Raw genomic sequence first — 24,244 nt, forward strand, 5'->3', positions numbered from 1 at the left:
CCTTTTGCGAAGCGGAAGGGGTTTGTCCTGCAAACAAGAAGGCTGCGGATTCAATCACTTACCGGAAGCGGCCCGGCTTTGCCGGGCCAGGCAGAATCCGAAAAAAGCACGTTGCCATATTATGACAATGACAATCGCTACTGTTACGGTACGAGCCGCAGTTGCTGCTTGAGGGCGGCCATATCGCTCGCGGAAGGTTTCTCGATGCCCGGCGCCGGAGGCTTCACCGCCTCGTCGGGCATGCCGAACATGGCCGAGACCGCCTGAGCCTGGCCGGTTGTCAGCACCAACAGTTCGATGCGGCGGTTGATGGCGGCGTCCGGGTGGCGGTGATCGAGCGGCGCGCGGTCGGCCATGCCGACCACCTGCAGGATGCCGTTGCCCGCCATGCCGCCGGACAAGAGCTGGATGCGCGCCGCCATGGCACGGTTGCTGGAGAGGCTCCAGTTGGAGAAGGCGGCGTAATCCTGTCCCTTGTACTGCAGCGAGTCGGTATGGCCTACCACCAGCAACTGGTTGTCGATCGACTCGAACATCTGCCCCATCTTCTGCAAGAGACGCTTGAAGCGCTCGTTGATCACCGCGCTGCCGCGCTCGAACATGCCCTGCTTGTCGGTGTCGTGCAGCATTACGCGCAGGCCGTACGGGGTGATCACGGTCTGGATGTTGCCGGCGAGCCCCACCTCGGCGGAGAGCTCGGCCATCATCTTCGCCAGCTTCTGCAGGTCGGCCGTGCTGTCGTAGCGGCGGCGGACCTTCTGGCCGTTGCCGTCGTCGAGCGCCGAGGGCTGGGCGCTGCTCTTGACCTGCGAGTTGGGACGCGACTCGGTCGCCTGCTGGCCGGGCACCAGTTCGCGCGGAATCAGGCTGCCGTGCGGCGTGCCCTGGTGCTGGATGCGCGACTGGGTGCCTTCCGCCAGCGGGCTGCCGCCACCGTTGCGCAGCAACATCGCCATGGTTTCCTGCTCGCGCGACGCGAGCAGCCACATCACCAGGAACAGGCACATCAGGGCCAGCACGAAGTCGGCGAAGGCCACCTTCCACGCCCCGCCATGGGCGCCGTCGTCCTGACGCCGCGACACTTTCTTGATGACGGCGGCGGCGTGGCCGTCCTTTTTCTTGTCCAGGCTCACGTGGCGCTCCCTCAGGCGCCCTGCAGCGCGTTGATCCAGGTTTCGAGCTGCGAGAAGCTCGGCTTGGTGTTGAGCTGCACCAGGCGGCGCCCGGCATCGATCGCCAGCAGCGGCGGCTTGCCGGAGGCGTGCGTGGTGATGACCACCTTGACCGATTCGAAGTTGGACAGCTCTTCCTTGACCTGCTGGTGCATCACGTTGCTGAGCGGATCGAGCACGCCGTAGCAGAAGAAGATGCCGATGAAGGTGCCGACCATGGCCGCGCCGACCTGTTCGGCGATCTCGCCGGTGGTAGCGCCGCTGCCGACGCTGTTCATCGTCATCACGATGCCCAGCACCGCGGCCAGGATGCCGAAGCCCGGCATCGCCTCGCCGATCTTGTGCAGCGACTTGGAGGGCTGGCTGAGTTCTTCGTGGATGGCGTCGATTTCCTGGTCGAGCACGCCTTCCAGCTCGTGCGCGCTGATCTTGCCCATCGCCATCAGGCGGAAGTTATCGACGATGAAGGCGAGCAGCTTGGGCTCCTCCAGCACCAGCGGGTAGCGGTTGAACAGCGGGCTCTGGCGCGGCGCCTCGACGTGTTCGTCGAGCGCTTTCAGGCCCTGGCTCGCGGTGATCAGGAGTTCGTACATCAACAGCAGGAGCTGGCGCTGGAATTCGGCGCCGTGCTTCTTGCGCAGCACCACGCGCTTGATCTGGCCCGCCATCTCCACCAGCACGTGCTTGGGGTTGCCCAGCACGATGGAGCCGAGCGCCGCCCCGCAGATGATCAGCAGTTCGACCGGCTGCCAGATGACGTGGAACGATCCTCCATGGATGAAGAAGCCGCCGAACACGCAGCCGAGTACGATGCCGATGCCTAAGAGTTGCTGCATAGTTGCCTTTCCAGAGAGTTCAGGCGGCTTCGAGCCGGACCTTCATTTTCTTGAGCGCGCTCTTGTTGATCTGGCACACGCGCGCTTCGGTCAGGTCGAGCACGGCGGCGATCTCCTTGAGGCTGAGTTCGAATTCGTAATAGAGCTGGATGACACGCTGTTCGCGCTCGTCCAGTGCGGTCAGCGCCGCGGCCAGGGTGCGCTTCTGCAGCGCGCTGGTTTCGGGGGTGTTGTCGTCGACCGGCTCGATGCCGGCGGCGACCAGTTCGTCGAAGCTGGCCATGGCCTCGGCGTTTTCCGCCACCAGGAGTTCGCGGTAGTCCTCGGGGGCGAGCCCGAGCTGCTGCACGGCTTCCGCTTCGCTGGGCTCGCGGCCGAGCCGGCGCGTCAGCTCGCGCAGATTGTCGCGCAGGCGGTGGGCGTCCTGGCGCAGGGCGCGGGGCCGCCAGTCGAGCCGACGCAGTTCGTCGAGGATGGCGCCGCGCACGCGCAGCACGGCGTAGCCGGCGAAACGCTCGTCCGGCTCGCCATAGCGGCGCAGCGCCTCGAGCAGCGCCATCAGGCCGATCTGCTCCATGTCTTCGCGCTCGATGACGCCGTTGACTTGCGAATTCAGCTGGCGCGCCACCCGCTTCACCAGCGGGGTGTAGTCGAGCAGGCAGCGGGCTTCGAGTTCGGCCGGGGTGTCGGCGACGGCGTAGGCGGGGTACATGGGTCTTACTCGATGATCAGCTTGCCGACCATGACCTCGGTGAACGGCCTCGCACCGCGCTCGGCGGTGTAGCTGGCACGGTAGGCCTTGGCAAGAAGCTGCTGGTAGTCGTCGATACTCATGGCCGAGGCGCGCGCCAGCACGAGCTGCGACAGCGCACGTACCGCCACGGTCTTGAGGAAGGGCAACTGCTCCTTCAGTTCCTTTTCGTGCGGTTCGGCGGTACGGAACACCAAGTCCACCGCCATGTAATGCATCTCGCTGTCATCACCTTCCTTGCGCAGCATGACGATCACCTTGTCCAGGCTGACGTAGCGGCTGGGCTCGCCCTTGTCTGCCTTCTCGGCCTTCTCGGCGTCACCATGTTCGGCCGCCGTAGCCACCTTGTTCTGCTGCCCCAGCCACCAGTAGACGCCGCCGGCGCCAAGCGCCACGGCCAGCAGCATGGCGAGGATGACGACGACGATGGTTTTCTTGTTCATTCACTCTGTCCTTGATCTCGGCTTCAACCCAGCGCGAAGGGGCCGTTCCCCTCGCTGCCGGCCTCCGCCAGGGCTTGCCCTGGAGTACGGTTGTCCTGCTGGCCGTCGCGGCCGGAGCGTCCCTGCCCCTGTTGCCCCAGCCCGCCGCCCGGCGCCCCTTCGCGCACTTCCACCGCTACCTGGGTGTACTGGCGTGCCGAGAGGTCCTGGCGCAGCGCGTCGCCGATGGCCTGCAACTGGCGTACCACCTCGCCGTGCGAGGCGACCAGTTGCACCGTCAGCGCGCCGGCTTCGTGGCGGATGGCGATTTCCAGCGAGCCGAACGACGGAGGATCGAGGCGGATCAGCGCACGGTCGATGCCATGCGCGCTCTGCACGTCCATGCGTTCGCCCAGGGCGGCGCGCAGCGATTCGCCCCAGCGCGCCGACTGCCCGGCCGGCAGCGTGACCGGTGCCCATTCCGGCAGTGCCGGCTGGCCGGCACCGGGCAGCGTCTGGCCGAGCCAGGCCGGCAGTGCCCCCGCCGTGGCGCCGTGCGCGCTAGCCAGCGTCGCGGCGCCGCCATCCGACACGGACGGGAGTACCGGAATCTGGCCAACGGAACGGCCATCGGCGCTGGCGGGCAGAATGCCGACGGCCAGCGACGGCACGGCGGCCGGTTGCGGCAGAGAGTCCGCGGGATCCGGCGAGAGCGCGCCGACGGCCAAGCGGGACGGCATGTCCGGCTTGGCCATCGACGGCAAAGGCAAGGAGGGAGGGATGGGCAGAGCCGTGGGCTGCGGGGTCGGCAAGAGCAATACGTCCAGCCCGGAAGAAGCATCGCCGTCCTGTTCGGCGGATGCCTGGCCGTCTTGCCCGGCGGGCTGTTGGCCAACTGGCGGCATGGCCGGCATCAAAAGCGGCTGTGCCGGAGCCGACAACGCCAGCAGGGCGTCGGCGAAACCGGCAGGCTGGGCCGCTTCGGGCACCGCGGCGGCGGCCACTACCGGAGCAGCGCCGCTCTCGGCGGAACGGGTTTCGGCCGGTGCGGCGACTGGCAAGGTGGTCATGCGTCCTCCCATTGGCTGGCTTGGGCGTAGGCGATCTGGCCTTCGCGTTCCCGGCCCAGCAGGGCCAGACGCTGTTCCAGTTCGTCGCCGGCGGCGCGGCCGGCCGCCAGGGTTTCGCGGTAGGTGGCGCGCAGGCGGCCCAGGGCGTCGCGGTCGGCTATCGCCGGCGCCTCGGCCAGCCACGCGGCAAGCTGCGCATCGAGGACAGTCAGGCGTTCCCAGTCCTGCGACGCCAAGGCCGCGCGCAGGGCCTGGTCCAGCGTATCGAGCTCAAGCGGCTTCATGCTGATCGCGCACTCCCATCCAGCCGCCCTTGAGCGTGCCCAACAGGCCGATGATCTCGTCCAGCGCCGCCACGTCGAGCTCTACGCTGGCCTGGTAGAGACGGAAGGCGCAGTAGTCGTACAGCCGGGCGAGATCGGTCACCACCTCGCCGCCCGATTCGAAGTCGAGCGCGCTGGACAGGCCGTTGAGGATGTTGATGCACTTGCCGATGCTGTCGCCCTTCTGCTCGAAGCGCTGCCCTTCCATGTGGCCGCGGGCGCGCGCCAGTTCTTCCAGCAGGCCGTCGAACAGCACCAGCACCAGTTGCACCGGCGAGGCGGTGGCGGTCTGCGCTTCGAGGTTGACCGAGTGGTAACTGCGGTAGGCTTCGTAATCCAAAATGGCTTCCTGTGGTCGGTTACGGGTTACTGGCTGAAGTAGCCGTTGAGCGTGTCCAGGGTCTGACTCATCTGCGACTGCATGGTCTGCAACTGCGAAAACTGGGCGAGGTAGCGCTTGTAAGCCTGGTCGTACTGGGCATCGATGCGGGTCTGCCGGGCATCGAGATCGCTCTGCGCACGCTGGGCGCTTTCCTTGCGCTGCTTGAGCAGGCCGGTGGTGCCGTTGAGCCACTTGTCGAGGTAATTGCCGGTGCTCTTGATCAGGCCGGTGTCGCCGTTGAAGAAACCGTCGAGCGCGGTCGGCTGGTCGGCCAGGAGTTTGTTGAGCTTGGTCTTGTCGAGCGTCAGCGTGCCCTCGCGCGAGGCGGTGATCCCCATGTCGGCCAGACGCACGCCGCCGAAGCTCTGGCGGATCAGGCTGTTGAGGTGATTGCGCAGCGAACGCACGCCGGTGTCGGTGGCGAAGGGACCGGCCTTCTGGTCCTTGTCGGCGGAGCCGGCGACGGTCAGGCTGTCGAGCGTCTTGAGCAGCGTGTTGTAGGCGTCAACGAAGCCCTGCACGTTGGTGGCGGTGTCGCTGTCGTTGCGCCCCACGGTCAGCGAGAGCGTCTCGCCGGCGCTCATGGCGCGGCTGAAGGTCATGCTCACGCCGTCGATGGCGGTGAAGGTGTTGGAGGCCTGCTGCATCTTGACGCCGGTGCCCTGCCCGCCCAGCCACACCATCGCGTCCTGGGCGGCGGCCAGTTCGGACGGCGCGGCGAAGGCGGCCTTCAGGCCGGCATCGCTGACCTGGCTGGCATCTACCGAAACGGTGTTGGCGGCGCCGGTCTTGGCCGAGGTCAGCACCAGCCGAGTCTGGCCGTCGGACGTCAGCACCATGGCGTTGACCTTGCCGGCATTGCCCGAGGCCTTGTTGATGGCCAGGGCGATTTCGCTGGTGGACAGGCTGTTGTCGCCGTTGCTGTCGGCCGTGACCAGATCGACGTTGAAACTGGAACCGCCAAGGCTGACGGTGAGGGTGCCGCCGGTGCTGGCCGACACGCCGTCGAACGCCACCTGGTGGGCGCTCGCCAGTTTTTCGACGAACAGCGAATAGGTGCCGGGCTGGGCGGTGCCGCTGGCGCTGACCGTGCCGACATCGCTCTTGCTGAAGCTCGCGCTCATCGCCACCATGCTCTTCTTGCCGGTCAGCGTGGTGAGTGCGGAACGGAACTCCTGCAGCGCGGTCTGCAGCTTGCTCAGGCCGTCGCTGTGGGCCTTGGCGGCGGTGTTCTGAACAGTCAGCCGCTGCTGAGCCTGCTGCACGTAGAGGTTGGCCAGTTGCGTTGCCATCTGCGTCGGGTTGATGTCGGCCATGATCTGCTCCTTGCTCTTTGGCTGATTCCGGTCTGAATACTGATTCAGGGCGACCGGAACCGCGCTTTTCTTCAAGCGGCGTGAATAATCACACCGCCTCGCGCCCGCGCCACCAGGCGAGGCCGGCGAAATCGTCGGCGTGTTTCTGTTCGCGCTGGGCAAGCTCGCCGTCCAGCCGGGCTGCGGCGTCGTCACGCACCTGCACCATCGCCTCGCGCCGCAGCATGGCCGCCACCAGGGCGCGCTGGCTTACCGCGCCGTCGGCCTCGGCCAGGCTCAGGTCCTGTTGCTGCGAGGCCATCAGTTGCAACAGCGCGCCCTTGTAGCCGGCGCAGTTGAGAGCCAGCACCGGCGAGGCGGCAGCAGCGCTGGCACCACTCTGGCCGCACAGCTCGCCCATGCGCTCGATGTTGCGGCGATAGCGTTCCTGCAGGCGGCGCTTGGCCTCGACTTCGGCCTGCAGCCGCGCCACGTCGTTGTCGCGCAGCCGCACCATCAGTTGCAGGCGGCGCAGGGCTTCTTGCTGTTTCATGATGCGGACAGCTCCTCGAGTTGCTGCAGGGTCGGGGCATAGGGCGCTGCCTCGGCGGCGTCCTGGCGTAGAAAACGTTCGATGCGCGGCATCAGTTGCACCGCGCGGTCGGTCTCGGCATCGGCGCCGGGCACGTAGCCGCCCAGCGGGATCAGCCCGCGCACCTCCTGATAGCGCGCCCACAGGCCGCGCAGGGTGCGCGCCGCCTCGCGCTGGCCCGGTCCGGCCACCAGCCCCATGCAGCGGCTGACCGACGCGGCGATGTCGATGGCGGGGTAATGGCCGCGCTCGGCGAGTTGGCGCGACAGCACGATGTGGCCGTCGAGAATGGCGCGCGCGGTATCGACCACCGGGTCTTGCTGGTCGTCGCCTTCGGCCAGCACGGTGTAGATGGCGCTCATGCTGCCCCCGCCCTCGCCGTTGCCGGCACTTTCGGCCAACGTCGGCAAGAGGCCGAACACCGACGGTGGGTACCCGCGCGTGGCGGGCGGCTCGCCCAGCGCCAGCGCCACCTCGCGCTGCGCCATGGCGTAGCGGGTGAGCGAATCGACCAGCAACAGCACGTTGCGTCCCTGGTCGCGGAAATGCGCGGCGATGGTGTGGGTGAGCTCGGTGGCCTTGAGCCGCATCAGCGGCGATTCGTCGGCCGGCGCCACCACCAGCACCGCCTTGGCCAGCCCCTCGGCGCCGAGCGCGTGTTCGACGAACTCGCGCACTTCGCGCCCGCGCTCGCCGATCAGGCCGACCACGACCACATCGGCCTCGGTGTGGCGGGTGATCATGCCGAGCAGCACGCTCTTGCCGACGCCGCTGCCGGCGAACAGCCCGACGCGCTGGCCGCGCCCCAGCGTCAGCAGGCCGTTGATGGCGCGCACGCCGACGTCGAGCGGGGCGTCAACCGGGCGCTTCTTCAGCGGATTGACGCGTGGCGGATGTGCCGCCAGCGGGTGTTCGCCGCCAAGCCGTCCCAACCCGTCGAGCGGTTCGCCCAAGCCGTTGACGATGCGCCCAAGCCAGGACGGGCCGATGAACAAACCGGCGGCATCCGGCGCCGACTGCACACGGGCACCGGTGGCGAGCCCCACCGGTTTCTTGAACGGCATCAGGTAGGACACCTCGCGCTTGAAGCCGACCACCTGCGCCTGCAGCCACTCGCCGGCGGCGGTTTCGATCAGGCAGCGCTGACCGGTTTCGAGCGGGCAGCCGACGCTCTCCAGCAGCAAGCCGGACGCGCCGACCAGGCGGCCGGTGACGGTGGCCACCGGCACGTCGTCGAATTCGAGACTCCCCAGCGCATGGTGCAACATGATCAGGCCTCTTCGGCCACAGCCGTATCACCGGCAGGTTTGCGGCTACGGCTGCGCGGCTTGGCCGCCGCCTTGCCGGCAGCGGCTTTCTGCGGCGGGGCGTCATCCTCTGCCTGCCCCGCGCCTGCCGCACGCGGAGCCGCACCGAGTTGCTCGCGCACTTTGTCGAGGCAGGCTTCCAGCCGCTGCTGGCAGCCGGCGTCGGCTTCGCTCTCGGTGGTGCGCACGCGGCACTCGCCCGGCGCCAGCTTGGCATCCGGCACCAGGCGCCAGCGCGCGGCGCGCTCCGGCGCCAGTTCGCGGATGCGCTCGCACTCCTCGGCGTTGAGCAACACCTCGACCTCGCCCGTCACCGGTGGCAGGGCGGCCAGCGTTTCCTCGACCAGGTCGAGAATCTGCGCCGGCTTCAGCGTCAGCTCGCAGCGGATCACCTGGCGCGCCACCTTGGCCACCAGCTCGATCACGTCCTCGCGCAATGCGGCCTGGTAGTCCTGGCAGGTACGGCGCATCGCCTCGGCCGCCGCGGTGAGCGGTGCGGCTAGGCCGTCGAACTGCGCCAGCACCTCGCGCCGCGCCGCCTCGAAACCCTGCTGGCGGCCTTCGGCCAAGCCCTGGGCATGTCCGGCCTCGTGCCCGGCTGCTTCGCCGGCGGCCAGACCTTCACGGTAGCCGGTATCCATGCCCTGGCGGAAACCGTCGGCGACCGAGGCCTGCAATTGCGCGGCTTCAGCGGCCGGCTGGCCGGTGGACAGCGACGTAGGTGCCTGCACCAGTGGCGGAAAACGGAACGGGCGCCAGCTCTTCACTCGACCACTTCCTCGGGGAATAGCTGCAGATCGATCTCGCCGGCATCGGCCAGCGCCTTGACCTGCGCCATGATCTCGCGCCGCACCTCTTCGACGCGGCTCAGCGGCACCGGGCCGGAGCGGCGCATCATGTCCTCGAAGCTCTGCGCCTGGCGGCGCGGCATGGTCTGGACGACGGCATCGCGCACCGCCGGCTCGGCACCCTTGAGCGCGATCGCCCACTGCTCCAGCGCCACGTCCTCGGCGATGCGCATCAGCACGGTCTCGGTCTGGCGCGACAGCACGAAGAAGTCGTACATGCGCGCCTCGATCTCGCCGACGATGTCTGGATCGTGCGCGCGCAACAGCTCGATCATGCGGGCACGGTCGCCCGGCAGACGGTTGATGATGTCGGCAGTCTGCTGCATGCCCTCCACCGCCGTGCTCTGCGTATGCAGGCTTTCCAGGCAGCGGTTGACCAGCTCCTCCAGCTCGATCAAGAGGTCGCGGTCGACATCCTTGAGCCGGGCGATGTTGACCAGCACGCGGTCGCGGTTTTCTTCCGGCAGCGCCTCCACCACCTGGCCTGCCAGCGCCGGCGGCAGGAAGGCGAGGAACACCGCCTGCATGCGCACGTGCTCGCCGCCTATGCGATCCGCCAGCCACTGCGGCGACACCCACTGCAGACGCGCCATCTTGGGACGGATGGCGTCGCCGTAGATGTTGTCGAGCACGCTGTTGGCGATGTCGCTTCCCAGCGCCAGGTCGAGCGAACGCTTGAGGAAGGCGCGACTGGCGCCATGCACGCCGCTCTGCTCGCGGTATTCGTCGAAGAACTTCTGGATCGCGCCCTTGACCGAGTCGACCTTGATGCCGCTCAGGCCTGACATTTCCTGGGTGACGGCCAGGAGTTCCTCGCGCGACAGACAACGCAGCACGCCAGCCGCCGGCTCCTCGCCCATGCACAACAGCAGGATGGCGGCCTGCTGCAACGGTGTCATCGCGGCAGGATCGGCCGGCAGATTGGCGGCCATGCCCGGTTTACTGTTTTCTTCCATCTTTCTGCACCCACTGTTTCACCACCTCGGCCACACGCTCGGGCTCCTTGGCAGCCAGACCCTTGAGATGGTCGACCAGCACATCCACCGACGAACCCGCCGGCGGCAAATCGTAGTTCTCCAGCAACGGCACCACCGGGCTCGCACCGCTCGGGCGGCCCTCGGGCAGCGCCAGCGGCCGGTCCTGCGCCGCCGCCTGGGACTGCGGCTGCTCGTCGGGCTCCAGCAGCACCGGTTCCGGCTGCCCTGCCGCCGCCACCGGCACCAGCGCCCCGGCAGTCTGCGGCCGGCTCGCCCACTGGCGCAGGATCTTCAACAGGGGACGGGCGATCAGCAGATAGCCCAGCAGCAACGCCAAGCCGTAAGCCAGCCAGCTCGCACCGTCGAGCACCGTGTCGCGCTGCTGCCACCACGGCTCCGGCACCACCTGGCCGGGGAAATTCATCGCCGTCACCGCCAGCGCGTCGCCACGCTCGGCCTTGATGCCCAAACCGTTTCTCAGCACCTTGTCGACGTTGGCGAGCTGCTCCGGCTGCCAGCCGCCCTTGGCCGGGGCAGCAGCCTGGTTCAGCACCACCGCCACCGACAGACGCGCCAACCCGCCGCGCGCATGCTTGATCTGCATGATGCTGCGGTCGTAGGCGTACTGGCGCGTCACGGCGTTCTTACTGTTGCCGCCGACGCTCTCCTGAGCCGGCGCCGAGGAATCGGTATTGATCGGGCGGTTGCTGAGCGAACCCGGCACGCCGAGCGCCAGCTTGTCGCTCGACTTCTCCTCGCGCGATGCCTCATTGGTGATCTTGGGCGCCTCGCCGTACTTCTCGCGCGTTTCCTCGACGCGGTCGTTGTCCACCTCGGCGGTGACGCTGACCTTGAAGTTGTCGGCACCCACCACCGGCGTCAGCAGTGCGCGCACGTTCTCCAGCGCCTCCTCGCGGTAGCGCCGGGCGGCATCGCTCTCGTTCAGCGGCTGGCCATTGCCGGCCTCCGCCAAATCCACGCGCGACGACAGCAGATTGCCGGCCTGATCCACCAGCGTCACCTTGGCCGGGCTCAGCGTCGACACGCTGCCCGCCACCAGGTTGACGACGGCGGCGATCTGCTCGTTCGAGAGTTGCCGCCCCGGCTTCAGCGTCACCACCACCGAGGCCGAACCCTTGTCTTCGGCCGCGCTGACGAAGGACGAGGAGCGCGGCAGCGACAAATGCACACGCGCCGCCTGCACCGGATCGAGCGCCAGGATGCTCTGGACGAGCTCGCCCTCCAGGCCGCGGCGGAAACGCACGTCCTGAACGAACTGGCTCACGCCGAGCGGGTCATTCTTGTCCAACAGCTCCAGCCCGGCCGGAAGCTGCGCCACCACGCCCTTGGCGGCCAGCGCCATGCGCACGCGGCCCAGATCGGCGTCCGGCACCAGCACCTGGCCGGTCTGGGGATGGAGTCGGTAGGGAATCTTCTCGGCGTCGAGCACCGCCATCATGTCGGCGGCGACCACCTTCTCCTGAGCGCCGAACACCGGCTTGTAGCTGGCATCGTCGCGCCACAGCCAGAAGGTCACCGCCAGCGTCAGGCCGATGGCCAGCGCCAGCATCGGCAACAGGTAGCGGATGGCGGAGGCAGGCATGGCGGGGGGACGGACGGCAAGGCCGCGCCACGAGGCCAGGCCGGATCGAAGTTGAGCTAACACGTCGGACCTGCGCTATTCAGATGGGCATCTTGATCAGGTCGTCGACGGCAGCGACCACCTTGTTACGAACCTGCATCAGCATCGAGAACGACAGGCTGGCCTCCTGGCTCATCATCATCGCCCCGACCAGGTCGTCGCTTTTGCCGCTGTCCACCTCGGCCATCTTGTCGCTGGCGGCGCGGTTCCGGTCATCCACCTCGCGCACCGCGCTCATCATCGCCTGCGAGAAGCTCGACGGCGCCGCCGCGTCCTGGACGGCCGGCTCGGCGGCAACGGCCACCTTGGCCAGCCCGGACATGTCGCGGAGCAGTTGGGTCTGGTCGGCGTTGATCATCACGCCCAGAGATGTCGTCATGCGGGATTCCTTGCTGTTCGGCGCCGGGGACAAGGCCGGCACAGTGGGCGCGCAGCCTCCATCTCCTGCCTATCCTTGGCAAATTCCCACGCAGTTTAAACTTTCGCTTACTGATAAGCGGCGTGAATTTTCACAACTGCTTGTGTGAATTTTCACCCCGCAGCCCACCGGGCATTCAGTAACATTCGCGATCATTCGTCCCGCGGCGGTTCGCTCCGCCGCCGGCTCGCAACCCGAACAAACCCGCCATGCCCAAGTCCAGAATCCTTCCTCCCGCCGACGGAGCCCGCTTGACCGCGCTGGACCCGACCACGCTGGGGCGCCCCTTCCACCTGCTGCCGGCATTCCTGCGGCTGGTCGAACAGGAACTGGCCGATTTCGTCGCGCACGAGCTCAACGCCCGCTACCGCGCCCAGTTCCAGTTCAAGACACTGAAGGCAGGAAAGCCCGGCCACGACACCAGCCAGCGCACCTGGCACCGGGTGGATGGCGCCTGCATCGGCATCAGCGTGGCCCGTCCCCTGCTGCTGCGCATCCTCGACTACCGCTACGGCGGCCGCGACACCCCCTCGCCGTCCGCCCAGCCGCACCGCGAAACCGAAACCGAACGGCGCTTGGCGCGCATGCTGGGCGAGCGGCTGGCGGCACGCCTGGTACAAGCGGTGTGGCGCCTGGCGAAGAACGACACACCGATGCTCAAGTCGGCGCCGGCGGTAGAAACCCTGCCCTTCCCCCCCGGCGAACAGCCGGCCTGGGAAATGGTGCTTATGCTGGGCGAAGCCGGCAGCGGCGGCGTGAGCGAGATCGGCCTCGCGCTCGACGCGGCCGTGTTCGCCCAGGTACTGCGCCAGCTCGCCCGCCACGACGGCGCACAGACCCAGGGCAAGCCCCTGGCCCGGCCGTTTGCCGAACAACTCACGATCACACTAAACGCCCGGGTCATGGAAAAGCACCTGAGCCTGGGGGAAATCTTCGACCTCAAGGTCGGCAGCGTGCTGCCGGTCAGCCTGCAGCAGCAGGCCGACGTCTACATCGGCCGCACCCGCGTGTTTACCGCCGCGGTGGCCGAAAACCACGGCAAGCTGTGCCTGACCTCGTTTGACGATGCGGAGTAATCCATGGAAATGAACGACGATTTCGACCTCGACGGCGTGCTGAAGGACATCGATGCCGCCCCCGCCTCCCCTGCCGCCGAAACGGTGCCGGCGCGCCCTGCCCGCGACATGAGCCAGTTCCTGCGCAAGATTCCGGTCACGCTGACGCTGGAAGTCGGCAGCGCCGACATCTCGCTCGCCGACCTCGTCAACATCGACCAGGGCTCGGTACTGGAACTCGACAAGCTGGCCGGCGAACCGCTCGACATCAAGGTGAACGGTTCGGTGATCGGCCGCGCCGAAGTGGTGGTGGCAGGCGAGAACTACGGTCTCCGCGTGGTGGAACTCGACGACCTCGACCTCGACGCGCTGACTCCATGAGACTGTCCTGGTCCGCCCTGCCGCTGGCGCTGAGTACCGCCCTGCTGCTGACCGTGCAGGACGCCACCGCCGCCGACTCGCTCAAGCTGCTCTCGGCCAACGCCGGCGGCACGCCGGTGGACTTCACCGTCAAGACGCAGATCCTCATCGTCATGACCCTGCTCGGGCTATTGCCCGTGCTGGTGCTGATGATGACCAGCTTCACCCGCTTCGTGATCGTGCTATCGCTGCTCAGGCAGGCGCTGGGCCTGCAACAGGGCCTGCCCAACCGCCTCGTGACCGGCGTGGCGCTGATCCTGACGCTGCTGGTGATGCGCCCGGTCGGCCTGGAAGTGTGGAACAAGGCCATGCTGCCGTTCGACCAGGACAAGATCACCATGCAACAGGCGCTCGACGTGGCGCAGCAGCCCATCTCGCGCTTCATGCTGGCGCAGACCAACAAGAACGCCCTGGCGCAGATCGCCAAGCTCTCCGGCGAAGACAAGATCGCCCGGCCGCAGGATCACAGCTTCGCCGTCAAGCTCGCCGCCTTCGTGCTGTCCGAACTGAAAACCGCCTTCCAGATCGGCTGCATGCTGTTCATCCCCTTCCTGGTGATCGACCTGGTGGTCTCCAGCGTGCTGATGGCGATGGGCATGATGATGCTCTCGCCGCTGGTCATCTCGCTGCCGCTCAAGCTGTTGATGTTCGTGCTGGTGGACGGCTGGTCGCTCACCGTCAACACCCTCGTCACCTCGATCCAGGCCTACTGACATGCTGACCCCCGACATCGCCGTCGACCTCGTCAACGACAGCCTCTACGTGGTGGTGACCCTGGTGGTGCTGCTGGTGCTGCCGGGCCTGATCGTCGGCGTGATCGTCAGCCTGATCCAGGCCGCCACCCAGATCAACGAGCAGACCCTCTCCTTCCTGCCGCGCCTCCTCATCACGCTGGCCACCATCGCGCTCGCCGGCCACTGGATGACCGGCCTGCTGATGGACTTCTGCATCGACATGTTCCACCGCGCCGCCACGCTGGTGGGCTGAGCCGCCGCCATGACCGGGCTGTTCGCCGACCTCCTCCAGCTACTGCCGACGCTGTGGTGGCCATTCTGCCGCTTCATCGCCGCATTGACCGTGGCCCCGCTGCTGGGCGAAGCGATGACCCCGGCACGCGTGCGCATCGGCGCCGCACTGGCGCTGGCCGTGGCCGCGCTGCCGGCACTGCGCGGCACACCGGCGATAGACCCGTTCTCGCTCTACGGCATCGCCGTCGCCTTCGAGCAGGCCATTATCGGCCTGGTGTTCGGCCTCGCCTTCCAGTTGGTGATGGCGGTGCTGTCGCTGCTGGGCTTTTTGGTATCCTCGCAGATGGGCCTGTCGATGGCAGTGATGAACGACCCCGGCAGCGGCAACTCCTCCGACGTCGTCTCCACCCTGCTCTACCTCTTGGGCGCCCTGGTGTTCTTCGCGCTGGACGGCCACCTGGTGCTGATCCAGGTGGTGTACGCCAGCTTCCAATCCTGGCCGATCGGCGACGGCATCGACGCGCTGTCACTCAAGACGCTGGCCCTGAGCCTGGGCTGGGTGCTGGCGGCGGCCATCCTGCTCGCCCTGCCGGCGGTGTTCGCCACCTTCGTGGTGCAGATCGGCTTCGGCCTGATCAACCGCGTGGCTCCGGCGCTCAACCTGTTCTCGCTGGGCTTCCCGGTGGTGACACTGTTCGGGCTCGGCACACTGGGGCTGATCGTGCGTTTCGTCCCGGAACACTACCTGCGCCTCTCCGGGCAGGTGCTGACCATGCTCGACACCCTGCTGGGGCACGCCCATGGCTGAAGCACGCGGCGGCGACAAGACCGAAAAGGCCACCCCGCACAAGCTGCGCCAGGCGCGCGAGCAGGGCCAGGTGGCGCGCTCGCGCGATCTCGCCAGCGCGGTCGGCTTGCTGATCGCGCTGAAACTCGCCTTCCTGTCGATGCCGGGCTGGCTCGACGACTTCCGCCGCCTGTACGCCCTGTCCTTCGCCACGCTGTCTGGCCAGGGCGCGCTGGAGCACGCCTGGAGCACGCTGTTCTCCGGCACGCTGACGCTGCTCGTCAAGATGATCCTGCCGCTCGCGATCATTCCGCTCCTGGTGGCGGCCGTATCGCTGTTGCCGGGCGGCTGGATCTTCGCCCCCCGCCATTTCCACCCCCGCTTCGACCGGCTCAACCCGCTTGCCCACTTCGGCCGCATCGCCTCGCCGCAGCACGCCAGCGACATGGCCAAGTCCATCGTCAAGGCCCTGGTGCTGGGTGCGGTGCTCTATCACGTCAGCCGCGGCGCGCTGCAGAACTTCTTCGCGTTGCAGGGCGTGCCGCTCGACGAAGCGCTGAGCCGCGCCGCCAGTCTGTTGATCGACGCGCTCCTGGCACTGACCGCGGTGTTCATCGCCTTCGCGCTGCTCGACCTGCCGCTGCAGACCCTGCTGTTCCTGCGCCAGCAGCGCATGAGCAAGCAGGAGATCAAGGACGAGTACAAGACCACCGAAGGCCGTCCCGAGATCAAGCAGCGCATCCGCCAACTGCAACTACAGCTCGCACAGCGCGGCGTGCGCAAATCGGTGCCGACCGCCGACGTGGTCATCGTCAACCCCAGCCACTACGCCGTGGCACTCAAGTACGACGAAGACCGCGCCGAGGCGCCGTTCATCATCGCCAAAGGCATCGACGAAATGGCGCTCTACATCCGCCAGGTAGCGGCCGAGCACGCGGTGGAGGTGCTGCCGATTCCGCCCCTGGCGCGCGCCGTCTACCACACCACCCAGGTCAACCAGCAGATTCCCGCCCCGCTCTACCGGGCGGTGGCGCAAGTGCTGACCTATGTTCTGCAACTGAAGGCGTTCCGCGCGGGCTCGCGGCATAGCCGGCCGGAACTGCCGGCCGATCTGCCCGTCCCGCGCGAATTGGCCGAACCCCGAAATCCAGCATGAAGTCACTCTCCCGCCTGTTCGCCGAAATCGCCCGCCACAAGGTGGCCGCCCCGCTGTTCCTGCTCGCCATCCTGGCCATGGTGATCCTGCCCTTGCCACCCTTGATGCTGGACGCCCTGTTCACCTTCAACATCGTGCTGGCGATCATCGTCATCCTGGTCAGCGTGTCGGCCAAGCGGCCGCTGGATTTCTCGGTGTTTCCCACCATCATCCTCGCCACCACGCTGATGCGCCTCACGCTCAACGTCGCCTCCACGCGCGTGGTGCTGCTCGACGGGCACGAGGGCACGGCGGCGGCCGGGCGCGTGATCGAGGCCTTCGGCCACGTAGTGATCGGCGGCAACTTCGTGGTCGGCCTGGTGGTGTTCGTGATCCTGATGATCATCAACTTCGTGGTGGTCACCAAGGGCGCCGAGCGCATCTCCGAAGTCTCGGCCCGCTTCACCCTCGACGCCCTGCCCGGCAAGCAGATGGCGATCGACGCCGACCTCAACGCCGGCGTGATCAACCAGGAAGCCGCCCAGCAGCGCCGCCGCGACATCGCCACCGAGGCCGACTTCTACGGCGCGATGGACGGCGCCTCCAAGTTCGTGCGCGGCGATGCCATCGCCGGCATCCTGATCCTCGTCATCAACCTGTTCGGCGGCGTGGCGATCGGCGCCCTGATGCACGATATGGGCTTCGCCGACGCCTTCCGCCAGTACGCGCTGATGACCATCGGCGACGGCCTGGTGGCACAGATCCCGGCGCTGTTGCTGTCGTCGGCCGCCGCCATCATCGTCACCCGCGTCAGCGACTCGGGCGACATGCAGGAACAGGTCGGCTCGCAGCTCCTGGCCTCGCCCACTGTGCTGTTCTCCGCCGCCGCCATGATGTTCGTCCTGGCGGTCATCCCCGGCATGCCCTGGCCGCCCTTCCTCGCCTTCGCCGCCCTGCTCGCCTTCGTCGGCTGGCGCCTGCGCCGCGCGGAGGAAGCCAAACCGGCCGAAGCCGACCCCGCCAAGCTGCAGCAGGCGCTGCTGGCCGACGGCGACATCGAACTGCAATGGAACGCCCTGCCCTACGTCGAAGTCCTGTCGCTGACGCTCGGCTACAAGCTGGTCGGGCTGATCGACAAGGCCCAGGGGGCGCCGCTCGCCAAGCGCGTCAAAGGCGTGCGCCAGACCCTGAGCGAAAGCCTGGGCGTGCTGCTACCGGCGGTGACACTACGCGACGACCTGCGCCTCAAGCCCTCGCAGTACGCCATTGCCATCAACGGCGCCACCCTGGCCGAAGCCGAAGTCTACGCCGACCGGCTGATGGCCATCCCCTCGCCCGAAGTCTACGGCCAGCTCGACGGCATCCCCGGCATCGACCCCGCCTACGCCATGCCGGTGACCTGGATCACCCCGGACGACAAGGCCCGCGCCCTGGGCCTGGGCTACCAGGTAGTGGACTGCCCCAGCGTCATCGCCACCCACCTCAACAAAGTGATGCGCGAAAACCTGGCCGAACTGTTCCGCCACGACGACGTCTCCGCACTGGGCGAGCGGCTGTCGGCGCTAGCGCCCAAGCTGTCCCAGGCGCTGACCCAGGCACTCAATCCCAGCCAGCAACTGCGCGTGTTCCGCACCCTGCTCACCGACTCCGTCCCGCTCAAGGACATCGTGCCGATCGCCACCACCCTGGTGGAAGCCGCCGACACCTCGAAAGACCCGATCATGCTGGCCGCCGAAGTGCGTAGCACGCTCAAGCGCCAGATCGTGCAGGGCATCCTCGGACCGCGCGGCGAGATGAAGGCGTTCAACCTCACCGCCGAGCTGGAAAACCTGCTGCTGGGCGCGCTCTCCCAGGCCCAGCAGACCGGCAAGCCCGCGCTCGACAGCTTCCCGATCGACCCCAACGTGCTGCAGCAACTGCAGATCAACATGCCCATCATCCGCGACCAGATGAAACAGCACGCCACGCCGCCCATCCTGCTGGTGATGCCGCAGATCCGCCCGCTCTTGGCACGCTACGGCCGGCTGTTCGCCCCCGGCCTCAACGTGCTCTCCTACAACGAAGTGCCGGAAAACCGCGAAGTCAGCCTGATCGGCACACTGGGCTGATACCGGCCCTGGAAGTGTAGGATGGGTGAAGCGCAGCGCAACCCATCACTACTCCCCAGGCCCAACTCCACCAAAACCGTAGGATGGGCGGAGCGCAGCGAAACCCATCAACTCCCCAGACCCAACTCCACCAAAACCGTAGGAGGGGTGCAGCGCAGCGCAACCCATCGCCCCCCTAACCCGGCCCCGCCGTCGGACAGAGCAACAACATCAGCTCGGCCGCCACGACGAACAGCGTTGCCGACACCCGGCGCGCCTCGAGCAGGCTGACGCCGTGCCGGCCGATCGCCAGCCCCGGCAACACGTCGCGCTCGCCGATATGGCAGGCCAAGAGCCGGCTGCCCGCCCGCTCCACCGCCTGACGGATCGGCCCGTGCAATGCCTCCAGCCGGCGACAGCCGGCGGCGGAAGCGACGAACACCAGCACCACCCCCTCCCGTTGCGGGCGCAGCCGCAACTGCACCCGGCCGATGTCGGGCAAGGTCACGTCCAGCAGCAAGTCCAACGTGTCGTCGGCCTCGTCCTCCGGCTCCGCCAAGGCATCCTCCACGCTCAACGCCAAGGACGGGCCACCCCACAACCACAACGGCAGGTTCAGCGGCAGCGGGACGTCGACCAGGCCCTGTCCCCGCACTCCGGCCAACGCCAGCTCCGGCGAGGCCAGCAGCAAGGCGCCGGACAGATGACTGCCGGTCTCCTGCTGAAAACGCGCCGCACTCGCGGCCAGCCGGCCCAGCAACGCCTCGCGCCAGTCCCGCCCCAGCTTCACCGCATCAGGCCGCTCCGGCATCAAACGTGGCCGGCTCGCCTGATCCACCTGCCAGGCAGGCGCCTCGCCGTCCTCCTCCATGGCAGGAACCACTGCGGGCGCATCCAGCCAGGCCAGTTCCAGGCGCGGCGTCACCGCCCGCACCTGCAAACGCAACACGCGGCCCAGTGCCGGGGCCTCGCCCGGCAGCGGCCAGGCCGGCAAACGCAGCGTCACCCCCTCGCCCTGCAATTCGAGCACCCCCTCGACCAGCCCGGCCAAGGTCAACCGCAACACTTCGCCCGCCACCGGCTGGCGCCCGCCTCCTGCGGCGGCATTGCGTCCCACCGGCACCAGCGGCGTCACGGCAGGCAACGGAGAAATACGCTCCGTCATCAGCGTTCTCCCAACGAAAAAGGCCAGCCACCCAAAGGTGACTGGCCCGGACCCGGTAGGATGGGTGAAGGCACTCCGTGCCGTAACCCATCGTGAGTGTGGATGGGTTTCGCTGCGCTCCACCCATCCTGCACCACGGCCTGTGCCTTACTGCATCAGCGACATGGCCAGTTGGCCGATGGTGCCGCTCTGCTTCAGCATCGAGGTGCCAGCCTGCATCAGCATCTGCTTGGTGGTCATCGACGCGGTCTCGGCAGCGTAGTCGGTGTCCATGATGCGGCTCTTGGCGATCTGGGTATTGTTGTTCACGTTGGCCAGGTTGTTGTACACGTGATCCAGACGGTTGGCGCCGGCACCAATGGCGGAACGGACGGCGCTCGCGTCGTTCAAGGCGGTTTCGGCCAGGGTGATGGCGGCGTTGGCGCCGGTGGTCAGGTCGCCGGCCTGCAGGGCAGCCATCGAGGTGCCGAAGGTGGTCATCTGGGCAGACGCATCGAAGGCGTAGGTTTCAGCAGCCGAAGAACCGATCTGGAAAGTGACGGCAGCCGCCAGCTTGCCGCCGGCGAGCAGTGCCTCGCCGCCGAACTTGGTGTTGTTCATGATGTTGGTCAGTTCCGCGCCCAGCGCAGCGAATTCGGTCTGGGCAGCGGTCTTGTCGGCGGCGGTAGCAGTGGCGTTGGCAGCCTCGGTAGCGAGGTCCTTCATGCGCAGCATGATGTTGGACACTTCGGCCAGCGCGCCATCGGCGGTCTGCAGCATGCTGATGCCGTTCTGGGTGTTCTTCATGGCTGCCTGCATGCCGCGGCTTTGAGCGTCCAGACGGGTGGCGATCTGCAGGCCGGCCGCGTCGTCCATGGCCGAGTTGATGCGGTAGCCGGTACCCAGGCGGGTCATCGCGGTGGTCAGGGCGCTCTGGCTCGAGTTCAGGTTGCTCTTGGTGTAGAGGGAAGCGGCGTTGGTGTGCAGGCTCAGCATGTTTGGTGCTCCTTTTGGGGTAGTCGGGACCGGCGTCATCGCCGTCACCAGTACAAAGCGACCAAATCCCCGGGCACATTAAACACCGCCCGATGTGAAAAATCACACTTTGCCGCCACCCCACCCTGGCGGAACGCCAACACCCCCTGCCTCCCGGCAAGACATGAAAAAAGGACGCCGGCTTGTCAGCCGGCGTCCTTTTGCAATGCTGTGGCTCCCCGAGCAGGGCTCGAACCTGCGACCTGCGGATTAACAGTCCGTCGCTCTACCAACTGAGCTATCAGGGAACATCTGAAGAGGAAAGGATCATATATGAACCTCCCCCCTTCGTCAACACCACCGAGTCACCTCGAGCGGTGTTTTTCTACCCTCAGTGCCGGGTCTCCACCTGCACCAGTTCCACCGGGGCGGCGGACTCCACCTCTTCGCGCGCCACCTCGCGGCGGCGAACCCCCGTCACGACGGGCTCGATGGGCGGCTGAGGCGGCAGTTCGCTGGCCGGTTTGGTGCTGACCATCACCAGGCCGCCAAGGTCGAGCGCCTTCGGCTCGGCTTCCACAATCGTCTCGACAGCCTTCGCCACCATCTCTGCGACGACCTCCTTGACGGGCTCGGCCACCGCTTCCTTGATCGGTTCGGCCTCCGCCACGACCGGCTCTTCGGCCACCACAGCAGCCTCGGCTACCGGCGCCGCCTCGGCGGCAATGGCAGGCTCTGCAGCCTCTGCCACGACAACCTCTTCTGCCGCCGGCACAACGGCGCTGGCCACGACCTGGGCCGGCTCCTCGGCCACGGCCGGCAGCACCGCCTCGGCGACGGCCTCCACGGCTTCGACAACGGCTTCCTCGACCTTCAACGGTTCAACCTTGGCCACTTCGGCCACAGCGGCCGCCTCGGCCGGCACCGCTTCCTTCACCGGCTCGGCCATCTCGGCCACCTGCACTTCGGCCACGGCCACCGGCTCAGCCGCTTGCGCCGCCTCGGCCAGTTGAGGCACCGCTTCCGTCACTGCCGCCTCGACCACAACAGCCGGTGCCGGAGCGGCTTCCGCCTCTCCCTCGGCCCCGGTCGGCTCCTGCAGGGCACCGCTACGCTGCGCCTCGATCCCTTCGCGACGGTTGCGATCGCGACGGCCACGGCGGCGGCGGCGCTCGCCGCGCTCCGCCGTCTCACCGGCTTCCTCCGCCCCGGCCGGTACTTCGGCCGCTTTCAGCTCTTCGAGGTTAGCCTGCTCGACCGGCTCTTTGACCTGCTCCACCTCGCTCGGCTGCGGGGTCGGACGACGGCGCGGCTCCTGCTGACGCGGAGTCGGGGCAGCAGCCTTCTCTTCCGCTACCAGCGGCTGCGGACGCGGCGTTTCCCGTGCCTCGCGCGGTTCACGCGGCTCACGTTCACGACGCTCGCCCCGTTCAGCACGCTCGCCACGCTCGCGGCGCGGCGCACGCTCCTGACGGGCCTGCGCCTCCTGGGCTGCCTCGGGACGCCCCTCGGCCTGCACGGCCGGACGGCGGCGATCTTCCTGCTGACCGCCCTGACGACGTTCGTCACGCTCGCGACGACCCTGACCCTGACGGCGATCCCCCTGACGGGAACGCTGGCTGCGCTGCTCGCGCACCGGCTCCTTCTTGACTTCCACCGGTGCCGGCTTGGCGGGCTCCACCGGGGCCAGCACCGACTTGAACCAGCCGACGAGGCGCTCGATCAGGCCCGGAGCCTGCACCGGGGCGGCAATGGCAGGTTGCGGCTGGACCGGGGCCGGAGTGGCCACTTCCGGAGCCGGCTGCAGCGGGGTGATCCCCTTGACGGCGGCTTCCTGGCGTTCGATCTTGGGCTTGGCTTGGCCGAAGTTGGCCACGCCCTCTTCTTCCTGGATCTCGACACGGCTGTAGCTCGGCAGATCGCCCAGCTCGCTCATGTCGTCGTGGCGCACGCGCACGATCTTGTAATGCGGCGTTTCCAGGTGGATGTTCGGAATCAGCACCACGCTCACGTCCAGGCGCTCTTCGATCGAATAGATCTCGGCGCGCTTCTCGTTGAGCAGGAAGGTGGCAACGTCGACCGGCACCTGGGCATGCACCGCCCCGGTGTTTTCCTTCATCGCCTCTTCCTGGATGATGCGCAGGATGTGCAACGCGGACGACTCGGTGCCGCGGATGAAGCCGATGCCGTGGCAACGCGGGCACGGCTCGTGGCTGGTCTCGCCCAGGCTCGGCTGCAGACGCTGGCGCGACAGCTCCAGCAGGCCGAAGCGCGACAGCTTGCCCATCTGCACACGGGCACGGTCGTGCTTGAGCACGTCGCGCAGGCGATTCTCGACCTCGCGCTGGTTCTTCTGGATCTCCATGTCGATGAAATCGATCACGATCAGGCCGCCCAGGTCGCGCAGACGCAGCTGGCGGGCGATCTCCTCGGCCGCCTCCAGGTTGGTCTTGAGCGCCGTCTCCTCGATATCGGCACCCTTGGTGGCGCGCGCCGAGTTGACGTCCACCGACACCAGCGCCTCGGTATGGTCGATCACGATGGCGCCGCCGGACGGCAGCTGCACGCTGCGCGAGAAGGCGGTTTCGATCTGGTGTTCGATCTGGAAGCGCGAGAACAGCGGCACCTGGTCCTGGTACAGCTTGACCCGGTTGATGGTGTTCGGCATCACGTGCGCCATGAACTGGCGCGCCTGCTCGTAGATTTCCTCGGTGTCGATGAGGATTTCGCCGATGTCCGGATGGTAGTAGTCGCGAATGGCACGGATGACCAGGCTGCCTTCCTGCAGGATCAAGAGCGGGCCGCTCTGCGCCCCGGCGGCGCTCTCAATCGCGCGCCACAGCTGCAGCAGGTAGTTGAGGTCCCACTGCAGCTCTTCGAAGGTGCGGCCGATACCGGCGGTGCGGGCGATCAGGCTCATGCCTTGCGGCACTTCCAGCTGGGACAGCAGGTCCTTCAGTTCCTGGCGCTCCTCACCCTCGATACGGCGCGAAACGCCGCCGCCGCGCGGGTTGTTGGGCATCAGCACCAGATAGCGGCCGGCCAGGCTGATGTAGGTCGTCAAGGCCGCGCCCTTGTTGCCGCGCTCGTCCTTCTCGACCTGAACCATCACCTCCATGCCTTCGCGCAGCACGTCCTGGATGCGCGGGCGACCACCTTCATAGTTCTGGAAATAGGAACGGGAAACTTCTTTGAAGGGCAGGAAACCGTGACGTTCGGTACCGTAATCGACAAAGCAGGCCTCGAGCGAAGGCTCGATGCGGGTGATCACACCTTTGTAGATGTTCCCCTTGCGCTGCTCTTTTCCAACCGTCTCGATATCCAGGTCGATGAGCTTTTGCCCATCGACGATGGCAACGCGCAGCTCTTCGGCTTGCGTTGCGTTAAACAGCATACGTTTCATGTATACGTTCCCTGCGCGGCACTCACGCAAGGACGCAGCCAGTATTTGACGGCCCAGTGGCTAGAAATGGGCGCTTTCCGAAAGAAGTATTGGTGTAAAGAGCATGAAAAACGAATTTAACAAGCCGACTTCCTGATTTTCTCTCACACGAACGACACCCGCGGATGCATGGTCATACAGTGACGTACGGGCGGCATCCTTGGCATTGGCTTCATGGATGTCGCCGGCGGGGCGT

General features: G+C 67.2%; 24 protein-coding genes and 1 tRNA gene. 7 read left to right on the forward strand and 18 right to left on the reverse strand.

Features of this window, described 5'->3' with window-relative positions; all coding sequences use genetic code 11:
• Positions 1-143: 143 nt before the first annotated feature.
• From PSEMAI1_RS0113445 to PSEMAI1_RS0113510, 14 genes are all read right to left on the reverse strand, one after another.
• Complete coding sequence (locus PSEMAI1_RS0113445; RefSeq protein WP_024303378.1) at positions 144-1,133, reverse strand: flagellar motor protein MotB; 990 nt, start codon at positions 1,131-1,133, stop codon at positions 144-146.
• 11 nt (positions 1,134-1,144) lie between these two features.
• Entirely contained in the window at positions 1,145-2,008 is an 864-nt protein-coding gene (gene motA / locus PSEMAI1_RS0113450) for a flagellar motor stator protein MotA (protein WP_024303379.1), read from the reverse strand.
• Between the two features lie 19 nt (positions 2,009-2,027).
• Positions 2,028-2,720 (reverse strand): FliA/WhiG family RNA polymerase sigma factor, encoded by a 693-nt coding sequence (locus PSEMAI1_RS0113455; RefSeq protein ID WP_024303380.1) that lies wholly within the window; start codon positions 2,718-2,720, stop codon positions 2,028-2,030.
• Between the two features lie 5 nt (positions 2,721-2,725).
• Complete coding sequence (locus PSEMAI1_RS0113460; RefSeq protein WP_024303381.1) at positions 2,726-3,202, reverse strand: flagellar basal body-associated protein FliL; 477 nt, start codon at positions 3,200-3,202, stop codon at positions 2,726-2,728.
• Between the two features lie 23 nt (positions 3,203-3,225).
• Positions 3,226-4,251 (reverse strand): flagellar hook-length control protein FliK, encoded by a 1,026-nt coding sequence (locus tag PSEMAI1_RS0113465; protein WP_024303382.1) that lies wholly within the window; start codon positions 4,249-4,251, stop codon positions 3,226-3,228.
• Complete coding sequence (locus PSEMAI1_RS0113470; protein ID WP_024303383.1) at positions 4,248-4,535, reverse strand: hypothetical protein; 288 nt, start codon at positions 4,533-4,535, stop codon at positions 4,248-4,250. The genes PSEMAI1_RS0113465 and PSEMAI1_RS0113470 overlap by 4 nt, the downstream gene beginning before the upstream one ends.
• Complete coding sequence (fliS, locus tag PSEMAI1_RS0113475) at positions 4,522-4,914, reverse strand: flagellar export chaperone FliS (RefSeq protein WP_024303384.1); 393 nt, start codon at positions 4,912-4,914, stop codon at positions 4,522-4,524. Before fliS ends, PSEMAI1_RS0113470 begins: the two co-directional genes overlap by 14 nt.
• A gap of 26 nt (positions 4,915-4,940) precedes the next feature.
• Positions 4,941-6,272: a flagellar filament capping protein FliD gene (fliD, locus tag PSEMAI1_RS0113480; RefSeq protein ID WP_024303385.1), complete on the reverse strand. Its 1,332-nt coding sequence runs from the start codon at positions 6,270-6,272 to the stop codon at positions 4,941-4,943.
• 88 nt (positions 6,273-6,360) lie between these two features.
• On the reverse strand, positions 6,361-6,804 hold the full coding sequence (locus PSEMAI1_RS0113485; protein ID WP_024303386.1) for a flagellar FliJ family protein: 444 nt from the start codon (positions 6,802-6,804) through the stop codon (positions 6,361-6,363).
• On the reverse strand, positions 6,801-8,111 hold the full coding sequence (gene fliI, locus PSEMAI1_RS0113490; protein ID WP_024303387.1) for a flagellar protein export ATPase FliI: 1,311 nt from the start codon (positions 8,109-8,111) through the stop codon (positions 6,801-6,803). The genes PSEMAI1_RS0113485 and fliI overlap by 4 nt, the downstream gene beginning before the upstream one ends.
• Before the next feature lie 2 nt (positions 8,112-8,113).
• Positions 8,114-8,917 carry a flagellar assembly protein FliH gene (fliH, locus tag PSEMAI1_RS0113495; RefSeq protein ID WP_024303388.1) on the reverse strand — a complete coding sequence of 268 codons (804 nt, stop codon included), beginning with the start codon at positions 8,915-8,917 and terminating at the stop codon, positions 8,114-8,116.
• The gene (locus tag PSEMAI1_RS0113500; protein ID WP_024303389.1) at positions 8,914-9,954 is read right to left on the reverse strand and encodes a flagellar motor switch protein FliG; all 1,041 of its coding nucleotides are present in this window, start codon (positions 9,952-9,954) and stop codon (positions 8,914-8,916) included. Before PSEMAI1_RS0113500 ends, fliH begins: the two co-directional genes overlap by 4 nt.
• Complete coding sequence (fliF, locus tag PSEMAI1_RS0113505; protein WP_232219916.1) at positions 9,938-11,578, reverse strand: flagellar basal-body MS-ring/collar protein FliF; 1,641 nt, start codon at positions 11,576-11,578, stop codon at positions 9,938-9,940. Before fliF ends, PSEMAI1_RS0113500 begins: the two co-directional genes overlap by 17 nt.
• 79 nt (positions 11,579-11,657) lie before the next feature.
• Positions 11,658-11,996 (reverse strand): flagellar hook-basal body complex protein FliE, encoded by a 339-nt coding sequence (locus PSEMAI1_RS0113510; protein WP_024303391.1) that lies wholly within the window; start codon positions 11,994-11,996, stop codon positions 11,658-11,660.
• A 248-nt stretch (positions 11,997-12,244) separates the two neighbouring features.
• Between PSEMAI1_RS0113510 and PSEMAI1_RS0113515 the strand changes: the two genes are divergently transcribed.
• Genes PSEMAI1_RS0113515 through PSEMAI1_RS0113545 form a run of 7 tightly spaced genes read left to right on the forward strand, consistent with a single transcriptional unit; the run spans position 12,245 to position 18,508 of the window.
• A complete protein-coding gene (locus tag PSEMAI1_RS0113515) occupies positions 12,245-13,111 on the forward strand; it encodes a FliM/FliN family flagellar motor switch protein (RefSeq protein ID WP_024303392.1) in 867 nt (288 codons plus the stop codon).
• 3 nt (positions 13,112-13,114) lie between these two features.
• On the forward strand, positions 13,115-13,471 hold the full coding sequence (fliN, locus tag PSEMAI1_RS0113520) for a flagellar motor switch protein FliN (RefSeq protein WP_024303393.1): 357 nt from the start codon (positions 13,115-13,117) through the stop codon (positions 13,469-13,471).
• Entirely contained in the window at positions 13,468-14,223 is a 756-nt protein-coding gene (fliP, locus tag PSEMAI1_RS0113525) for a flagellar type III secretion system pore protein FliP (protein ID WP_024303394.1), read from the forward strand. Before fliN ends, fliP begins: the two co-directional genes overlap by 4 nt.
• A gap of 1 nt (position 14,224) precedes the next feature.
• Entirely contained in the window at positions 14,225-14,497 is a 273-nt protein-coding gene (gene fliQ / locus PSEMAI1_RS0113530; RefSeq protein WP_024303395.1) for a flagellar biosynthesis protein FliQ, read from the forward strand.
• Between the two features lie 9 nt (positions 14,498-14,506).
• A complete protein-coding gene (gene fliR / locus PSEMAI1_RS0113535; RefSeq protein WP_024303396.1) occupies positions 14,507-15,286 on the forward strand; it encodes a flagellar biosynthetic protein FliR in 780 nt (259 codons plus the stop codon).
• Positions 15,279-16,421, forward strand: coding sequence for a flagellar biosynthesis protein FlhB (locus PSEMAI1_RS0113540; protein ID WP_024303397.1), 1,143 nt, complete (start codon positions 15,279-15,281; stop codon positions 16,419-16,421). The genes fliR and PSEMAI1_RS0113540 overlap by 8 nt, the downstream gene beginning before the upstream one ends.
• Positions 16,418-18,508 (forward strand): flagellar biosynthesis protein FlhA, encoded by a 2,091-nt coding sequence (locus tag PSEMAI1_RS0113545; protein WP_024303398.1) that lies wholly within the window; start codon positions 16,418-16,420, stop codon positions 18,506-18,508. Before PSEMAI1_RS0113540 ends, PSEMAI1_RS0113545 begins: the two co-directional genes overlap by 4 nt.
• A 175-nt stretch (positions 18,509-18,683) precedes the next feature.
• On the opposite strand, the gene PSEMAI1_RS0113550 is transcribed toward PSEMAI1_RS0113545, so the two are convergent.
• The 4 genes from PSEMAI1_RS0113550 to PSEMAI1_RS0113565 form a co-directional block, all read right to left on the reverse strand.
• The gene (locus PSEMAI1_RS0113550) at positions 18,684-19,652 is read right to left on the reverse strand and encodes a hypothetical protein (RefSeq protein ID WP_024303399.1); all 969 of its coding nucleotides are present in this window, start codon (positions 19,650-19,652) and stop codon (positions 18,684-18,686) included.
• A gap of 147 nt (positions 19,653-19,799) precedes the next feature.
• A complete protein-coding gene (locus PSEMAI1_RS0113555; protein ID WP_024303400.1) occupies positions 19,800-20,627 on the reverse strand; it encodes a flagellin in 828 nt (275 codons plus the stop codon).
• Positions 20,628-20,838: 211 nt separating this feature from the next.
• Positions 20,839-20,914, reverse strand: a tRNA-Asn gene (locus PSEMAI1_RS0113560).
• 83 nt (positions 20,915-20,997) lie between these two features.
• Positions 20,998-24,009: an Rne/Rng family ribonuclease gene (locus tag PSEMAI1_RS0113565; RefSeq protein WP_024303401.1), complete on the reverse strand. Its 3,012-nt coding sequence runs from the start codon at positions 24,007-24,009 to the stop codon at positions 20,998-21,000.
• Positions 24,010-24,244: the final 235 nt, after the last annotated feature.

Origin of the sequence: Pseudogulbenkiania sp. MAI-1 (assembly GCF_000527175.1) — a bacterium.
GTDB lineage: Bacteria > Pseudomonadota > Gammaproteobacteria > Burkholderiales > Chromobacteriaceae > Pseudogulbenkiania.

Excerpts from the sequence above, each read along its gene's own strand:
- PSEMAI1_RS0113485 (WP_024303386.1), bottom strand. The coding sequence starts at position 6,804 with ATGAAACAGCAAGAAGCCCTGCGCCGCCTGCAACTGATGGTGCGGCTG.
- fliD (WP_024303385.1), bottom strand. The coding sequence starts at position 6,272 with ATGGCCGACATCAACCCGACGCAGATGGCAACGCAACTGGCCAACCTC.
- fliP (WP_024303394.1), top strand. The coding sequence starts at position 13,468 with ATGAGACTGTCCTGGTCCGCCCTGCCGCTGGCGCTGAGTACCGCCCTG.
- fliQ (WP_024303395.1), top strand. The coding sequence starts at position 14,225 with ATGCTGACCCCCGACATCGCCGTCGACCTCGTCAACGACAGCCTCTAC.
- PSEMAI1_RS0113550 (WP_024303399.1), bottom strand. The coding sequence starts at position 19,652 with ATGACGGAGCGTATTTCTCCGTTGCCTGCCGTGACGCCGCTGGTGCCG.
- PSEMAI1_RS0113465 (WP_024303382.1), bottom strand. The coding sequence starts at position 4,251 with ATGACCACCTTGCCAGTCGCCGCACCGGCCGAAACCCGTTCCGCCGAG.
- PSEMAI1_RS0113510 (WP_024303391.1), bottom strand. The coding sequence starts at position 11,996 with ATGACGACATCTCTGGGCGTGATGATCAACGCCGACCAGACCCAACTG.
- fliN (WP_024303393.1), top strand. The coding sequence starts at position 13,115 with ATGGAAATGAACGACGATTTCGACCTCGACGGCGTGCTGAAGGACATC.
- PSEMAI1_RS0113455 (WP_024303380.1), bottom strand. The coding sequence starts at position 2,720 with ATGTACCCCGCCTACGCCGTCGCCGACACCCCGGCCGAACTCGAAGCC.
- PSEMAI1_RS0113500 (WP_024303389.1), bottom strand. The coding sequence starts at position 9,954 with ATGGAAGAAAACAGTAAACCGGGCATGGCCGCCAATCTGCCGGCCGAT.
- fliI (WP_024303387.1), bottom strand. The coding sequence starts at position 8,111 with ATGTTGCACCATGCGCTGGGGAGTCTCGAATTCGACGACGTGCCGGTG.
- motA (WP_024303379.1), bottom strand. The coding sequence starts at position 2,008 with ATGCAGCAACTCTTAGGCATCGGCATCGTACTCGGCTGCGTGTTCGGC.
- fliF (WP_232219916.1), bottom strand. The coding sequence starts at position 11,578 with ATGCCTGCCTCCGCCATCCGCTACCTGTTGCCGATGCTGGCGCTGGCC.
- PSEMAI1_RS0113460 (WP_024303381.1), bottom strand. The coding sequence starts at position 3,202 with ATGAACAAGAAAACCATCGTCGTCGTCATCCTCGCCATGCTGCTGGCC.
- PSEMAI1_RS0113470 (WP_024303383.1), bottom strand. The coding sequence starts at position 4,535 with ATGAAGCCGCTTGAGCTCGATACGCTGGACCAGGCCCTGCGCGCGGCC.
- PSEMAI1_RS0113515 (WP_024303392.1), top strand. The coding sequence starts at position 12,245 with ATGCCCAAGTCCAGAATCCTTCCTCCCGCCGACGGAGCCCGCTTGACC.
- PSEMAI1_RS0113555 (WP_024303400.1), bottom strand. The coding sequence starts at position 20,627 with ATGCTGAGCCTGCACACCAACGCCGCTTCCCTCTACACCAAGAGCAAC.
- PSEMAI1_RS0113565 (WP_024303401.1), bottom strand. The coding sequence starts at position 24,009 with ATGAAACGTATGCTGTTTAACGCAACGCAAGCCGAAGAGCTGCGCGTT.
- PSEMAI1_RS0113540 (WP_024303397.1), top strand. The coding sequence starts at position 15,279 with ATGGCTGAAGCACGCGGCGGCGACAAGACCGAAAAGGCCACCCCGCAC.
- fliR (WP_024303396.1), top strand. The coding sequence starts at position 14,507 with ATGACCGGGCTGTTCGCCGACCTCCTCCAGCTACTGCCGACGCTGTGG.
- PSEMAI1_RS0113545 (WP_024303398.1), top strand. The coding sequence starts at position 16,418 with ATGAAGTCACTCTCCCGCCTGTTCGCCGAAATCGCCCGCCACAAGGTG.